This window comes from Chroococcidiopsis sp. [FACHB-1243], from assembly GCF_014696895.1.
In the GTDB taxonomy this organism is placed as follows: Bacteria; Cyanobacteriota; Cyanobacteriia; order Cyanobacteriales; family Chroococcidiopsidaceae; genus Chroococcidiopsis.
In genome coordinates this window covers 86,420-101,374 of the sequence record NZ_JACJQX010000022.1, presented here as the reverse complement: position 1 = coordinate 101,374, position 14,955 = coordinate 86,420, and the positions used below count along the sequence as shown (strand labels likewise).

The 14,955-nt window shown below is 46.1% G+C and carries 19 protein-coding genes; all 19 read right to left on the bottom strand.

What is annotated here, in order from left to right; genetic code table 11:
• Position 1: 1 nt before the first annotated feature.
• Positions 2-1,861, bottom strand: a complete 1,860-nt coding sequence (gene glgP / locus H6G17_RS17630) for an alpha-glucan family phosphorylase (RefSeq protein ID WP_192159304.1) — start codon at positions 1,859-1,861, stop codon at positions 2-4.
• A 56-nt stretch (positions 1,862-1,917) separates the two neighbouring features.
• On the bottom strand, positions 1,918-2,577 hold the full coding sequence (locus H6G17_RS17625; RefSeq protein ID WP_192159302.1) for a class I SAM-dependent methyltransferase: 660 nt from the start codon (positions 2,575-2,577) through the stop codon (positions 1,918-1,920).
• Between the two features lie 64 nt (positions 2,578-2,641).
• The gene (locus tag H6G17_RS17620; RefSeq protein ID WP_192159300.1) at positions 2,642-2,812 is read right to left on the bottom strand and encodes a hypothetical protein; all 171 of its coding nucleotides are present in this window, start codon (positions 2,810-2,812) and stop codon (positions 2,642-2,644) included.
• A gap of 106 nt (positions 2,813-2,918) precedes the next feature.
• Positions 2,919-4,133 (bottom strand): FAD-dependent oxidoreductase, encoded by a 1,215-nt coding sequence (locus H6G17_RS17615; protein ID WP_192159298.1) that lies wholly within the window; start codon positions 4,131-4,133, stop codon positions 2,919-2,921.
• A gap of 47 nt (positions 4,134-4,180) precedes the next feature.
• Positions 4,181-5,719 carry an NAD(P)/FAD-dependent oxidoreductase gene (locus H6G17_RS17610; protein WP_192159296.1) on the bottom strand — a complete coding sequence of 513 codons (1,539 nt, stop codon included), beginning with the start codon at positions 5,717-5,719 and terminating at the stop codon, positions 4,181-4,183.
• A gap of 128 nt (positions 5,720-5,847) precedes the next feature.
• Positions 5,848-6,213: a hypothetical protein gene (locus H6G17_RS17605; RefSeq protein WP_199316809.1), complete on the bottom strand. Its 366-nt coding sequence runs from the start codon at positions 6,211-6,213 to the stop codon at positions 5,848-5,850.
• Between the two features lie 50 nt (positions 6,214-6,263).
• Positions 6,264-7,514, bottom strand: coding sequence for a hypothetical protein (locus tag H6G17_RS17600; RefSeq protein ID WP_192159294.1), 1,251 nt, complete (start codon positions 7,512-7,514; stop codon positions 6,264-6,266).
• A gap of 38 nt (positions 7,515-7,552) precedes the next feature.
• Positions 7,553-8,026, bottom strand: coding sequence for a universal stress protein (locus tag H6G17_RS17595; protein WP_192159292.1), 474 nt, complete (start codon positions 8,024-8,026; stop codon positions 7,553-7,555).
• Between the two features lie 116 nt (positions 8,027-8,142).
• Entirely contained in the window at positions 8,143-8,637 is a 495-nt protein-coding gene (locus H6G17_RS17590) for a DUF1269 domain-containing protein (protein ID WP_192159291.1), read from the bottom strand.
• Positions 8,638-8,668: 31 nt separating this feature from the next.
• Positions 8,669-8,983, bottom strand: a complete 315-nt coding sequence (locus H6G17_RS17585; protein WP_192159289.1) for a hypothetical protein — start codon at positions 8,981-8,983, stop codon at positions 8,669-8,671.
• Positions 8,984-9,059: 76 nt separating this feature from the next.
• Positions 9,060-9,371 (bottom strand): DUF5676 family membrane protein, encoded by a 312-nt coding sequence (locus H6G17_RS17580; protein ID WP_106216468.1) that lies wholly within the window; start codon positions 9,369-9,371, stop codon positions 9,060-9,062.
• A gap of 96 nt (positions 9,372-9,467) precedes the next feature.
• The gene (locus H6G17_RS17575; RefSeq protein WP_192159287.1) at positions 9,468-10,127 is read right to left on the bottom strand and encodes an isoprenylcysteine carboxylmethyltransferase family protein; all 660 of its coding nucleotides are present in this window, start codon (positions 10,125-10,127) and stop codon (positions 9,468-9,470) included.
• A 47-nt stretch (positions 10,128-10,174) separates the two neighbouring features.
• Positions 10,175-10,423, bottom strand: a complete 249-nt coding sequence (locus H6G17_RS17570; RefSeq protein WP_192159285.1) for a DUF2933 domain-containing protein — start codon at positions 10,421-10,423, stop codon at positions 10,175-10,177.
• Between the two features lie 85 nt (positions 10,424-10,508).
• Positions 10,509-10,757, bottom strand: coding sequence for a hypothetical protein (locus H6G17_RS17565; protein WP_192159283.1), 249 nt, complete (start codon positions 10,755-10,757; stop codon positions 10,509-10,511).
• A gap of 27 nt (positions 10,758-10,784) precedes the next feature.
• The gene (locus H6G17_RS17560; protein ID WP_199316808.1) at positions 10,785-12,965 is read right to left on the bottom strand and encodes a heavy metal translocating P-type ATPase; all 2,181 of its coding nucleotides are present in this window, start codon (positions 12,963-12,965) and stop codon (positions 10,785-10,787) included.
• A gap of 46 nt (positions 12,966-13,011) precedes the next feature.
• On the bottom strand, positions 13,012-13,188 hold the full coding sequence (locus H6G17_RS17555; protein WP_192159281.1) for a YHS domain-containing protein: 177 nt from the start codon (positions 13,186-13,188) through the stop codon (positions 13,012-13,014).
• 105 nt (positions 13,189-13,293) lie between these two features.
• A complete protein-coding gene (locus tag H6G17_RS17550) occupies positions 13,294-13,446 on the bottom strand; it encodes a hypothetical protein (RefSeq protein ID WP_181245300.1) in 153 nt (50 codons plus the stop codon).
• 35 nt (positions 13,447-13,481) lie between these two features.
• Positions 13,482-14,171: a DUF305 domain-containing protein gene (locus H6G17_RS17545; protein WP_192159280.1), complete on the bottom strand. Its 690-nt coding sequence runs from the start codon at positions 14,169-14,171 to the stop codon at positions 13,482-13,484.
• Between the two features lie 190 nt (positions 14,172-14,361).
• A complete protein-coding gene (locus tag H6G17_RS17540; protein WP_192159279.1) occupies positions 14,362-14,895 on the bottom strand; it encodes a universal stress protein in 534 nt (177 codons plus the stop codon).
• Between the last annotated feature and the right edge of the window lie 60 nt (positions 14,896-14,955).

The following is a 14,955-nucleotide window of genomic DNA, read 5'->3' as shown; positions in this document are numbered from 1 at the left end:
GTCAAGGTAGATAGGCATTCGTAACGTACTGCTGTACCATGCGGTGAGTATTAAAAAATGAGGCATTCAGCGCGATCGCGTGTCGCATGACATCAACCCACCGCTCGCGCTCCTGATAAAACATTGGCGCGATCGCCTTTTTCAGTTTTTGATACAAATCCTCTGCATCTTGGCGGGTTAGGTCGTCCGATCTGGAAAGCTCTGATTCTTTGCTGCCAATCGCCCAGCCAGTAACTCCTTCAATATGCCCTTCAATCCACCAACCATCTAGTATGCTGAAACTAGGAACGCCGTTATGTGCTGCCTTCATACCTGATGTCCCAGAAGCTTCTAAAGGTCGTTGCGGCGTGTTAAGCCAGAGATCCACTCCAGACACAATTAGCTTAGATAGCTCCATGTCGTAATCTTCCAAAAAAACTATAGGTATTTGCCCCCGTAGTTGGTGCGACACTTCAAATATCCGTCGAATTAACTCTTTGCCAGGATTGTCTTTAGGGTGTGCCTTACCAGCAAAGACAAACTGTATTGGACCAACTTGTTTGGCAACTTCCACGAGCCGATCGATCTCCGAAAAAATCAAATCCGCTCTTTTGTAAAGCGTTGCCCTACGAGCAAAACCAACTGTGAGAGTGTCTACGGATAGCGAAAGATGAGTTCGTTCCTGAATCAGAGCAAACAGACGCGCTTTAGCCGCCAAGTGAGCTGACCAAATCTCTTTTTGAGGAATGCTGATAGCATGTCGTAGCATCGATGGATCGTTGCTCCAGCCAGGAATATATCGCTCGTAAAGAGATCTAAAACTGTCGCAAGTCCACGTCCACGAATGGACTCCATTTGTAATGTGATGGATAGGATAACCTGGAAACATTTCCTGGGATACTTCCTCGTGCCGCTTGGCTACACCGTTAACGTAGTGGCTGAGGTTCAGTCCTAGTACAGTCATGTTGAGGCGATCTCGTCCCCCCAGCATTTGCAGTACGTCGAACGGTAGCATCTGCCCCAAACTATACTGCACCAAACCATAGTCAAATTGGTCGTGTCCTGCTGGCACGGGGGTATGAGTGGTAAAGACACACTGGTTTCTGATGCTGCTAAAGTCCCATGCCTCCGTATTCGCGCCGTTACGTTTTTTCAGCAACTCCAAAACCAATAAACTGGCGTGTCCTTCGTTCATATGAAATCTTTCAATTCTGCTGTATCCTAAAATTTGCAGCATTCTGACTCCGCCAATTCCCAACAGAATTTCCTGAGCCAGCCGATATGGCTCGTCTCCACCATAAAGGAAATCTGTGAGGGTGCGATCGCCATCTGTGTTTCCTTCAACATCGGTATCTAGCAAAATCAAGGGGACGCTGTAGCCACTCAAACCAACAATGTCATACTGCCAAGCTCGAACTTGCACGGTTCTTTGTTCGATGTCTACTTGAATCGTTGCAGACAAAGGATGTAGGAAGCGATCGGGACTCCACTGGACGGGGTGTTCCTGCTGTCTGCCCCACTCATCCAGTTTTTGGTTAAAGTAACCTTTTCGATAAAGAAGACTCACCCCAACCCCTGGAACCCGCAGGTCGGCAAAAGATTTCAAAGTGTCGCCAGCCAGTACACCTAAGCCACCACTATAAGTTGGCATGGCGGAACCAATAGCCACCTCCATTGAAAAATATGCAATCCGTCGATTCTCTTGAGCCTCTTCGTAGTTAGCGGTAGTTAATGCTGCGGTATATCGCTCTGGGTACTCAAAAAACTTATTACGACAGAAATCGGAGCAGAAGTGAATTTTTTGCTCTCGGTAAAAGGCAGTCACTTCTGTCTTAGGCTGAACGGTCATGCCACAAACTGGGTCTTTTAAGATAGTACTCATTAATATTCTTTCTCCTGGCATTGCTTACCTATTGCCATACAAACAAAGCCCAAAAGTTATTTAGTTTTCCGCGCTCTATACAAAGCTAGAGTACCGAATAGGGTCATGTGTCGATCTGTTTGCTGAATATCTTCAAATCCAGCTTGACTAAATAATTCTGGCAGTAATCCATTGACGCTATCTGCTGTGGTATTAAAGCCATCAAGCATCTGTACGAGCAGGAATGCTACACGCATTAACGTGTTTTGAGGTTTTCCCCAATCAGCTACATGTAACTCTCCACCAGGTTTTAGGACTCTAAACACTTCTTTTAAGGTGCGAACTTTGTTGTCTCGCGTCAAATGGTGAAACACAAGACTTGAAAGAACTCGGTCAAACGAGCGATCGGGATAAGGAAGTTCAAAAGCCATACCCCGATCTAAAGCAATTTTCAAACCAGTTTTTACAGCTTTGGTTTTAGCAATTTCAAGTACTTTTGGATCGCCATCAAGCCCAACAACTTCTGCTTCAGGATGAGATTTTTTGAGTAGTAAAGTCAGCGTTGCCGTACCGCAGCCGAGATCGAGGACTCGATTGCCTTTTTCAATCCCAGCTTGCCTTACTAATTGGCGCTTGAAAGCGAACTCACCCATAGTCCACTTTAGTAATGGATCGTACACAGGAGTCAACCAATCGTATTTGAGAGCTGGAATGTATTTATTGTGATTTTTGTCCATAGTTTAATTTTACCGACCTTCATCTCATGGGAATAGCATCTGTATTACAACGATCCGAATGCGTTTAACTTAATAACTTTTCCTCATCCGAGTGCGATCGCGCTCGATATACCAACAAATTCAAAAAAGTAGACTTGCAGATTGCAAGGGCGATCGTCATTAATTTGTATGTCTCTTGAGGTGAGGATGTTCTGAACGTAGCTTTGAAGTTTGGGATGATTAAGTCGATCGGCACAACCAAAGACCTTGAATGGAAAAAGGATTGGTAGTTGAAGCAAATATCGCAAAACCTAGCATTCTGCTTGCCGCCTTTCCTCTTTACTCAACCGCTCGAGTCGAGCTTAACCGATGAGTTGAGCGACTCGAAGGGCAGACGTAATAGCTCCTTCATGCAAACCATCTCCAAGGTAGGCTCCTGCATGGTAAGTGTTATTCTCTCCATTGGTGGCAACCACTTCATCTCGGTATCGAAAAGACTCAGTGGTATACAACGGGGTGTGGTGTTCCTGAATGTGAATGATGCGATCGCTGGCAATCAACTCCTCTAGTTGGAACGATAGAAAATGATGTTGTGGCGACGAGATACCGCAAAGCTGATTCAAGCAGCCGTTATAGCCCCAGCGGGTGTTTGTCTGGAAGAAGTCAAATTCTGAGGGATACCGGATGCCGTGGTTGAAATACATGGAAGTATCCCTATGAACTGTAGTAGTTGCATAATTGGCTTTCCAAGCTGAGAAGCGTTTAATTTCAGCATCGATTGGGTCAGCTAACAGCGCCATTACCTGGTCGGGTGGCGTGGCAAATACGACTTTATCAAACTCCTGCATTTCGCCGTTCGATCGCTCGATTTTAACAGCATCTGGGCTTCTGGAAATACTGGCAATCTCCACATTCAGCAAGACCTCACCTTTAAAGCGTTCCAGAATTTTTTCAATGTAAGTATATACACCGCCTTTCACCCTGAGCCAGTTGACCGCGAGGTAGTCGCGTAACATCGGAATTGCCAATTCTGCCGGAAAATCATCAATCAGTTCAAATGGTATCGAGTAGCTATACATCGTCAGCAACTTGAGCCAGAGGCTGCTAGTACTATTGTCCTTCAGATAGCGAGACAGCGGCTGGTCGTAGAAATCCTCCATGTCAGCAAATCGGGTTTTCAGCCATAATCCAGCGGAACGGACATAGACAGTATCGAATCGAAGATATTCGATCAGGCGTTGAATACCTGTGAAGTTCTTCTCGATCGCAACCTCCGATAAAAAGTGAGTGCCATTTTTGGGAAACAACGCTGAACCGATATCGACAGGTAATAGTTCCACTCCTAGCTCTTGCATAAGAGCGACAAAGTTATGAAATGCAGTGGGAAATTCGAGTGTTCCACTTTCCAAAATTTCATTGCACTCAGATTGGTTTGGCTTCACGTTTTTGTTCAGCGTCCGAATGTGTCCTCCTAACATGGGTTGCCGCTCAAACACGGTGACATGATGCCCTTGTTTATCGAGCCAATAGGCTGTAGCCATACCGCTGGCTCCACTACCGATGACCGCAATTCTCATATCTGACCTCTAAGTTGATGAAATAAATAATATGTGTGACTGTCTGTTTAGCTGTTGCCTAAAATCGCGTCGCCAGACAATCGTTGATACAGCAGTGCTCCTGTCCAAATGGTCGGAGCAAAGCCTGGATAGCCGGATGAGGCATTGCAGAAGTAGAAATGGTTGAGTGAGGTTTCGTGATTCAGTCGCCCCAGACCCATATTGCGTGGAGTGAGACTGGAGCCGTAGGAATTTCCATTGGGACACCAGCAAAAGCGTTCGTTGGTCGTAGGGCTGCCCGTGATGTGGAAGACCATGTGCTTTCTAAAATTTGGCACGTAGTGTTCTTCCACGACATCCAGAACGGAATCTAAAATTTCTTGTTTTTTTTGGTTGTAGGCTTTGCGATCGCTTTCCCGTAATTGCTTGAAGTAGTTGTAGTTGGCAACAGTGAGGAATTCAACAATTTGACAATCCTCCGGACAATCCCGCCGTGTGTCTGTGAGTAAGGAGGGGGTTGTGATGGCAAAACTAGGATTAGAAAAGTCATTGCGCTCGTACATTTGAGCGAAGGCTTCATTCAAATCCTGATGTCCTGTATGCGAGAAATTCCACTTACCAAACCCATAATCTCGAAGATCCAGGTCTTGGACGACGCAATAAGCCATGAAATTGGACGCAGAATACTCGTAGTTAAGTTTTCGGCGCACTTTTTTGGAGAACTTTTCCTCGCCAATCATTTTGGCGGCTTTTTTAGGGTCAATGTTACAAATTACGGTATTGCCTGCAAATTCATGGGTTTGATGGGTGGTAAGATCCATCACCTCAACTCCCGTAACCGTTTTGTCTGTGACTCTAAAATTCGTGACTTCATGGTTGAGCAACACTTGTCCCCCACGCGATTCGATCGCGTTGACGAACGAGTTAATTACATGCTCAAAATGCTGAGTTGGGTAAAATGCACCCGCTTGATAGCCCCTGAACAATGCGACCCAGGCATAGAACGAAAGTTGATTTGGCGGTAGTAAAAAATCAAGCCATTGCAGGGCTAATAGGGTTTGAGCGGCTTGTGGCAGTTGAAACTTGTCAAATACATCCTGGAGCGTGCTGTTGTAATATTGAACGGCACAGAATACTTCATTTGGATGTTTGAGGAGTTCGGTTGGTTCGATCGGCGGGGCGAGTATTTTCAAGCCCGCGCCAGTTTTCTCAACTTCGTTGACGAATCGGCGAATGCGATCGCTATGAGCAGGAAACAGCGCGGATAATCGCTGGATCAGTTCCTCCGGCTTTGAGGGAATATCCAACGCATACCCAGGCATTCGCATACGATCGAAGCCGTTCGGGTCATATCGCTCAAAGGTCACGTCCCGATCCAAATCCAGTTTTTTGAGTACCCGATTAACCGTTTGCCCTTCACCGCAGTCCCAAACATAGTGGAGTTGGGCATTAAACGTATATTTTTTAGCCATTGTAAACGTGTGCCCAAAGCCCCCTGGATGCTCGTGAGCTTCAAGGATTTGCACGCTCTTGCCGGAGTTTGCCATCAAAGCACCAAAGACCAGTGCCGATAAACCACTACCGACAATCAGGTAATCCGGTTTCATAAAATCGTTCCTCGAACAATAAACATTGTTTTGTTATGGTATTGCCATAGCGCCTGTAGCTGAAAAATTGCTAATTTAGCAGAACGATAGCGTTAGCATCGACCGTCTTAACCACTGGGGTGGTACTTTCATGCAACCCGTTCCGTCTCGCTATTTGGACGGTAATCCGCACAGTCAATTGCTTTCTCGGTTAGCACGGTTACTGGATGAACGGCGCATTTGAGATGGGGATTACTGCTAAAATACTGACAGCGATGACACGGAACCTTGTGACGCAGTTTGAAGCTGAACGATCGCTGCTGCATCTGCTTAGGAATACGGGCATAAATTGAAGCAGCAACCGCCGAGACGATCGCAAAGCCGATGGTAAAGCCGATCGCGATCGGGAAGGCTGCATTCAGCGCAGGAGAAGTTTCAATCCCCCGATAGTCTAAAGGAAGTGAATTAGATGGCTGAGCTGCTATCGATTTTGCTTCTATTTGCATTGCTTCCATAACTTTACTTGCGCTCCTAATTCTGTCAGCTTGAGTTGCATCCGCTCTGATTAACAACCTCGACGACGAGATGCTCTATGTCGATTGCTAGGACGAGGAGCGCAGTCATCTAAATCCGGCGAGGATTGAAAAGAGCCAACTAGAATCTGGCGTTTGAAAGCGCCACCGTCAAATACTGCTTCGGCTGAAACATCTAATGTAAACTCTTGCGAAGTGTTAATTTGCCGATCGCCAATCTGGACGGGATGCTTCACCACGTAAATCGGTGCCCAAGGGCAGCAGTAGTAGTGACCCAAGCGTTCGCCAGAACGATTGGTTGCGTAAGTAATATCGTCCCGTGCCAGAGCAGAATCAATGTCTGCCTGAATCGCTAGCGTTTTTTCTGGTTCGGAATCGTATTTCCAAAGAAGCTCGATCGCCTCTTTCGTTTCGGAAGGTCGTTGCCAGTCGTCGCGCACTGCCGGATCGGTCAAACACCAGGGATCGAATCCAGCTTCTCCTGGTAACGGTCGCGATCTCTGACTGACAGAAAAGGTAGAACTTGCTCGCGTTTCAAAAGTCTGGCTGCGATCGAGCAACTGCGGCATTGCTAGAATTTGTCCCAGGTGATAGTACTGCTCTAGGGCAGATTTCGCATGTTGCTCGACTTTCTCATGCACTTCTTGCGGTAGGTTGGGTGTCCAGAGTTGTTCGGCGTACTCCGCCTCGCTGGTTGCACTTGCCAAAAGTTGGTGGATTTGGTTAACAACAGCTTGCTTATCTGCTGGTAAAATTTCAGATTCAAATGCTGCGATCGCACCTTCGGCGTGAGTTCGCAGTAAACGGGTTGCAGCGATCGTGCCATCTAGATGAGTGTTTGGACAAGACTCATTTTCACCCCAAGCTGGTAAATTTGCTGGCAGGCTCGCATCCAAATGGTAATCTGGATTGATTCCAGCTTGATACGCTCGATTCAACCAACTCCCAACTTGACTGTAAAAAGCCAATGCCTGTTCTGCCGTTATGGGTGGCACGTAACCCATTGTGGCAGGATTTGCTTCGTAGTCAGCTTCTAAGAACCGATCCCCAAGGGTTTGAAGTACAAAGGCATTCCAGGCACAAAGAAATTGTGCTTGGGTTGCAGGATCTACCGTCCAGGGATTTAAGGATTGAATTTTTAGAGCTAAACGGCGTTCCTCCACTTGCCGGAGGAGATCGTAAACCGCTTGACCTGCCCGCCGATAGGCTTCTAGAGTGTCAGCCGCAACTTCCCCTTGAACGAGTGCAAGGAGTTTCCCAAAAATACCCGATCGTTCTGCCATAACCTCCTCCATTGATTTTTTTATCTTGAAGTGAGTAACTACTGCACGGTTAGCACCGAACAAGAAGCATGACGGAGTACATAGTTGCTGACACTACCCAGAACTAACCGTTCCAAACCTGAAAGCCATCGCCGCCGCCCGATTACAATTAGATCTGCTTTCCACGTATGAGCAATCTCACAAATAGTTTGACCGGGTTCGCCGGAAATCTGGCTGCACTCAGCGGATACACCTGCGGCAGTTGCTTCTGCTACAAACGATTGCACCATCTCTAATCCTTGCTGAGAGAACTTCTCCCACTTCTTTTGGTAACGTTCTGTAGCTTCTTTATCTTTGCCTGGATAGTAAACCTCTAAGGGATCTAATGGATCTGGATAACCCTCTTCATCGGGGCATAAAACGTGTAATACCATGAGACTAGCTCCGGTTAGCTTTGCTAGGTTAAGTGCTTTTTCAAAAACACGTTTGCCAGCTTTTGAACTATCTGTAGCAGCGATGATTTTGTCAAACATAAAGACCTCCTCAGTTTCAGACTGAGTTTTAGAAAACGCGATCGCTACAACTAGGGTATTCAGGCAGTGATGAAACTGCTTTTGACCGAGTATTTCAAGGTCATGTCAAGGTATTGTTAAACTGCTTCGCTTTTTGTTAATGTCTCTTGCAGTTTTGCTTCATCCTCCTTCGATAAAGAAGTTCGCAAAACTTTACCCTCAAATTTGCTTAAATCTTCTAAAACCTTATCTGGCGTGGACTTTCTCACAAGTATAAAAAGAGCAGACGTTCCAGGTTCAATTGTGTCGCCAACTTCTTTAATGAAATTGTCGTCAATTCCAATATCAGTCAGCGTTCCTGAAAGCACTCCAACAGCAGCCCCAAGCGCCCAACCAATTAGGGGATGAAAAAACAAAAAACCAAATATTAATCCCCAGAAACCTCCACTAAGTGCCCCAGAAGATACTAATTCTTGAGTTTGCTTAACTTTGACTTTGCCTGCTTCATTCCTGACAACAACAGCAGCATCTTCTAAGTCGATCAGATACTCCCGCTGTAGTTTCATCAAATCGATGAGAACTTCATCTGCCTTAAACTCGTCTTTGAAACCGATGACTATTAAATCGCTCATAGTTTCACTCCCAATCTGTAATAAATTTCGATTATCTTTGCTTGAAATAGTTGTGGATTTGAACCACCATAACAATGGCGGCACTCATAGCTAGGAAAAAGGGAAGAAAACCAACCATACAGAGTTTCCAATCCATCGGCTCGGTAATCTGGGTGAGTTCAGAACGGGAAACATAACTAAAAAACGCGATCGCTGTTTTTGACACTAGGATGAAAAACAAGATACTGATGACATAAAGTAATGCTACGATCTTGCTTGTAGCAACAGTCAACGATAGCGGATCTGGTTTTATCAGCGAATGCTGGCGATCGCTTTGCCTTTCTTTAAGTTGTACGATCGGCTTCATGGCAGGATTTTTGTAATTTCTCTCAACAGTTTTTCCGTGTGGCTTGCTCGCAATTGAAGAGAAATACAGTTAAAGTTTACCTAGGTGCAAGACTGTTATAGAGCCGAGCTAATAGGGCAGCGTATAGAGCCGATCCAAGAGACCAAAATAGAAGTCCAGCTATAAAGCTTCCCCAGGTAACTACTCTGGCTAAACTACTTAGGTCGATATGAAGGATAGAGCTGAAGAAAGCCATTGCTGCTTTCGGCGCTACAGCAATAAACAGGACGCAAACGGTATAGACTAAACCCGTGACGATCGCTGTGGCAATGGAGAGCGATCGCATTCTTAATTTAGTAGAGTTCCTACTCAGGTGACGATCTTCCCGCTCGTGAGTGTTTGATAACATAGTAGACCTCCAATTAATTTGATTTTTTAAAACTAGTTATCGATCGAGACTTATGATTCAGCACTTTTGTAATTCCTTCCGACAGCACTTCAAAATTTAGGAGTGTTTGTCTCTGCGATCGCTTCTGCTGCCCCAACGAGGAAAAAAAGCTGGTGTATTCTCGGCATAGCGTCGATACTCGTCGCCAAATTCAGCTAGTGCATCGCGCTCTTCCTGACGTGCCAACCGCACGTACATCAATACCAACACTGGAAACATGAGTAGCGTCAAGATTGTGGGCCACTGGAGCAGAAATCCGAACATAATAGTGATGAAAGCAATATATTGGGGATGGCGAATCGTCGCATAGGGTCCACTAATTGCCAGCGTGTGAGTTCGCTGAGCTTTATATAAAACTTCCCAGGCAGAACCAAGATAGATAATGCCACCAAAAATCAGTACGTTGCTTAAAAGGTGAATTGGGTTCCAGTGGGGGTCGCCTTTCCACCCCAACAACGTCCACCAAAGATGTCCGGCATCATGGGAAAAAATATCCAACCCTGGATAGCGAGTTTGCAGCCAACCCGATAGTAAGTAAAGAGTTAATGGAAAGCCATACATTTCCGTAAATAGTGCCACAATAAAGGCAGAAAAAGCTCCAAACGAGCGCCAATCGCGGGGATTTTTTGGTTTGGTAAAGCTGAAAGCAAAAATGATGAACACTAGTGAATTAACGATAACCAAAAGCCAAAGTCCGTAAGCGGGTATATCTCTCATGGTTGCACCTTTCTTACTATTTAGATTGACTTACTCATACAGGCATTTCAGGGACGATATATGTTGCTACCACCATTACTATTTCCACTTCCACCGCCATGTCCGCCATGTCCGCCATGCATAAATAAATGCATGAGTATACACAGTCCCAGAAGTAAGAATAATGGTGGGACACCGAGTATATGCGCCCAATGTTCTGTTATCAGTAGAAAGACAATAACAGCGAGGAAGACAAACAAGGCGATTTTGACAATTGAGATTCTAGAACTGGATTGACGATCGTGTTGGTGAGCCATAAAGTTTTCTCAAGTTGTAGCAATTGAAATTCTTGACTTGTCTATAAATCTCCAGCAAAGTACGATCCGACAATTACAGTTCCAGTTAGCGATCTGCTGAAGGTAGCATCAAGGGTGAATGGTTTTCGACTGGCTTTTTATGAAAAGACGGTATTGACAGAGAAAGGGACATTAACAGAAAAACCAGGGGTAAAGCGAAGAGCAAAATAGAAACTAAAGTTAAGCGGTAGCCTGCTACTAGCAAAAAAGTGGAGGTGGCGAAGGCAACGAACAGTGCTTGCTTCGCGGATAAGCTATTAAGTGAAATGGGATAATGCCTGCGCTGGTAACTCATAAAAAACCTCTCATTACCGATCTATGACTATGTGTTGGATAACTTAAATCCTTTGAGCAGAGACGAATTAACAATCACAGATAGAGAACTTAAAGCCATTGCAGCAGCGGCAATAATTGGACTTAAGTAACCGAAGGCAGCAATGGGAAGCCCGATCGTGTTGTAGATAAAAGCCCAGAACAGATTTTGTTTAATCTTACGCATGGTGGCGCGGGAAAGGCGAATTGCCGCCACAACATCCCGCACGTCATTTTTCACCAGAATAATGCCCCCTGTCTCTTTGGCAACATCGGCACCAGAGCCAATAGCAATCCCAATATCAGCGGTTGCTAGTGCAGGAGCATCGTTTACTCCGTCACCTACCATTGCAACTACTTCGCCGCGTTGTTGGATTCTCTTCACAACTTCGGCTTTGTCGCTAGGTAACACTTCGGCAATAACCCGATCGATTCCCACTTGACGGGCGATCGCCTCCGCAGTGCGTTGGTTGTCTCCAGTCAACAAGACAACTTTGACTCTTTCACGACGCAGGGCGGCGATTGCTTGTTCGGCTTCGGGCTTGAGCGTATCGGCTACTGCAACAATTCCTACTAGTAGACCATTGCAACCAACCAGCATGGCAGTTTTGCCATCTATCTCTAATTGAGTCAATCGACTTTCAACTTCTGGAGTCAAGGAATAGCCTTGTTGTTGGAACAAACGGCGATTGCCCAAGATGACGCGATCGCCATTGACTTCTCCTCGAATACCGTGTCCGGGAATCGCTTCAAAATTATTGACTTTAGGAATATCTATCGTCTGATGTTTAGCTGCCCGCACGATCGCCTCACCCAAAGGATGCTCCGAGCCTATTTCCACCGCAGCCGCCAACCGCAGAATTTCATCTTTTGGACGTTCTGACAACTGAACCACGTCCGTGACGCTAGGCTCGCCTTTAGTCAGCGTTCCAGTTTTATCAAAAACTACAGTAGAAAGCTTTTGCGCCCGCTCTAGAACTTCACCACCTCGGATCAAAATGCCGTTCTCCGCACCTTTCCCAACACCTACCATCAGAGCAGCAGGAGTTGCTACCCCTAAAGCACAAGGACAGGAGATAATTAGTACCGCAATAAATGACAGTAAGGCTTGCGGGAAATTCCCTACTAGCAACCAGCCCACAAAGGCAAGTACCGCAATAATGACTACTGCTGGAACGAAGTAACCAGTCACTGTATCTGCCAGCCGTTGAACTTGAGCACTACTGTTTTGCGCCTCTTCTACAAACCTGATGATTTGTGCCAGTGCTGTTTCTGCCCCTACGCGGGTTGCTCGGAAGTGGAAAAGTCCCGTGCGGTTTAGCGTTCCACCAATCACCTCTGCTCCCGATCCTTTCTCTACCGGAATTGATTCTCCGGTTAGCATCGATTCATCCACAGAAGAAGCCCCATCTAAAACAACTCCATCCGTGGGAATTCGCTCTCCTGGGCGAACGACAATTGTTTCGTCAACCATGACGCTCTCTGCTGGAATTTCCATTTCCATGCCGTCCCGAACCACCCTGGCTGTTGCAGGTTTTAGATCCAATAATTTGCGGATGGCTGCCGAGGAGTTCTTTTTGATGATTTCCTCCATGTACTTGCCTAGCAAGACAAAGGCAATGATAATAGCAGATACCTCAAAGTAGACTTCGCGCTCGGCAACTTTGATAGGTAGGATGTTGGGGAAAAAGATGACGACCACGCTGTAGACGTAAGCAACTGTCGTGCCGAGCGCGATCAGGAAATCCATATTGATGTGGCGGCTGCGAATGGCGTTCCACGACCCGACGTAAAACGACCACCCGCCGATGAACTGAACTGGTGTAGTCAGGATGAATAACCACACGCCCCAAGTGAACCAAGGTAGGGCTGGAATGGGAACCCAAGTCACTAAAGTTACACCTGCTGCCAGACCAATGAAAGCAGCGGCACGCATGATTGCCAGTAGCAGCACTCCCGTTAAGGCAATGGTGACGCGCTTCCGCATCGATTTGAGTTCTCTTTCAGGATCTAAAAACGTGTTCAGGCAACTTTGACTGCAAAAATAGTAAGCACGCCCGCTTCGTTCTGTTTTCAGTGATGTGGCTTTAGGAATCACCATGCCGCAGATGGGGTCTTTCGCCATCTCATTTGGATTTGGTGCTACTGCGCTTCCATGCCGATGCCCATGATGTGAGTGGTTTGTAGCCATTCTGTCAGCTCCTTGAATGAGTTTTAGAGAGAGTTCTGGCTTTGCTTTATTCTGCTGTTTGTGACTCAAAAGTACGCTGGCAGTGAGGACTGCAAAAATAATATGTCTCCCCATCCCGCTCTGACTTGAGCGCGGTAGCTTTCTCAACTGTCATGCCGCAGATGGGGTCTTTCGCCATTTTTTTGCTATTTTGTTCGCGTTTACGTCCAAAGAATCCAGACATAATAGATCTCCCGAACAGATGTAAGAAGAAAGATTTGATTTACCAACGAATCAAGAATTTAAATGAGATTCATGCTTGTTCTAAATCTGCCTTGTCAACTCAGAATCATCGTGCAGTTCTTCCGACAGAATGGAGGTAGGGGCTAGGATGTTTTGATGACCGCCAAGAATAAGGTTGTATAGCACTTGCAACGAGTAGTCCGGCGATCGCCCCAATAGCTATTGCTAAGGCAACTGGTAGTATTCTTATCTGACTCATAGTTAACCTTCTCCCAGAGGGAAGAAAAACCTATGCTACTTAGCTTGAGACCATTGTTGCATCTGCTCAATTTGAGTCGTTTGCGTTTTGACAATGGACTGAGATAGATCGCGAATTTCTGGTTTAGTGGCGCTATCAGCAGCCATCTGTGCCATCATCACCCCCATTTGCTGGTGATGGGACATTTGGCGAATGAATTCTCGGTCAAAGTCAGAAGCATTTTGTAAAGTTTCTAAATGCATAGACATTCCCATCATGCCTTGGTTCATGCCCTGACCCATACGATTTTGAGTTCTCATCACGTCCTGGTTCATATCTCCTCGATCCATGCGGTTTTGAGTTCTCATCATCCCCATTCCTGCCATTGGTGCAGTAGGTACTTCTGTGCCGTACCACTGCTTGTACCAAGATCGCATTTGTTGAATTTGGCTAGTTTGCTCTTTTCTAATCGTTTCAGCCAGGTTTTTTATGTCAGGATTTTTAGTACGGCTTAAAGCTAGCTCAGCCATCTCCACCCCTTCCTGTTGGTGATGAATCATCATTGTCATGAAGTGCCGATCGCCCTGAGTCATCATTCCTCTGCGAGAGGGGGTAGCTTGAGCAGAAGGGTGATGCGGATCTTGCCGCGCTCTTGAAGATTGAGCTTGCGTGCTGTCTGTCGCAATACTGGCGATCGCGCCAGCGGTCAATAATCCTAAGAAAGTATAAATTAATGCTTTATTCATGGCTTCACCTTACGTGATGAATAACCGATGTTGTCTTTAGTTGCAATCCTAACTTTAGACTATGAGGAAGTTATGAGTGGACGAGTAAACAAGAGGCTTCCCTAGCACCCGTTCGCAGACTCAAAGTAAGTTGCAATAACGTAACGCATTTAACAAAGGCATTATGGGTTCAAAAAATTTCAGTCGAAATTTATTCGGATGCTAACTTTAATGGCTGCGGGTGGAGAGTACGTATATTTTTTTTCACGGGATACTGCACTGCCATCACGGTGCAGGGAGCGTGGTGAAGCACGTAGCTACTGACGCTACCTGGCACTAACTCGCGCCAAACCGAAAGTCTCCGTCGTCCCACCACAATCAGATCGGCACCCCAGGCACGAGCTACTGCACAAATACACGCACCAGGACCGCCGAGATTTTGGGTAAATTCTGCCTTCACCCCAGCAGCAGTTGCTTGGGCAGTGCGCGATCGCAACAACTCTAGCCCTTGCTGTTCGTACTCCTGCCAATGCTTTTGAAAGCCTTCTATAGCGGCACAGATTGCTTTTGGGTCGTAGTTCCAACTATTACGTCCGGCGACAAGAGGATAATCCTCTTCGTCAACTGATAAAACGTGCAACAGCAGCAAACTAGCTCCATTAGCTTTTGCCAGAGCAAGAGCTTCCTCAAAAACATGCTTGCTAATTTCAGATTCGTCTAGTGCTGTGAGGATTTTTTGAAACATAGAGCATTTAGAAGCATTTAGGATGTCAAAAGAAGCGTGAATTGGCTAGCTATTTCCCTT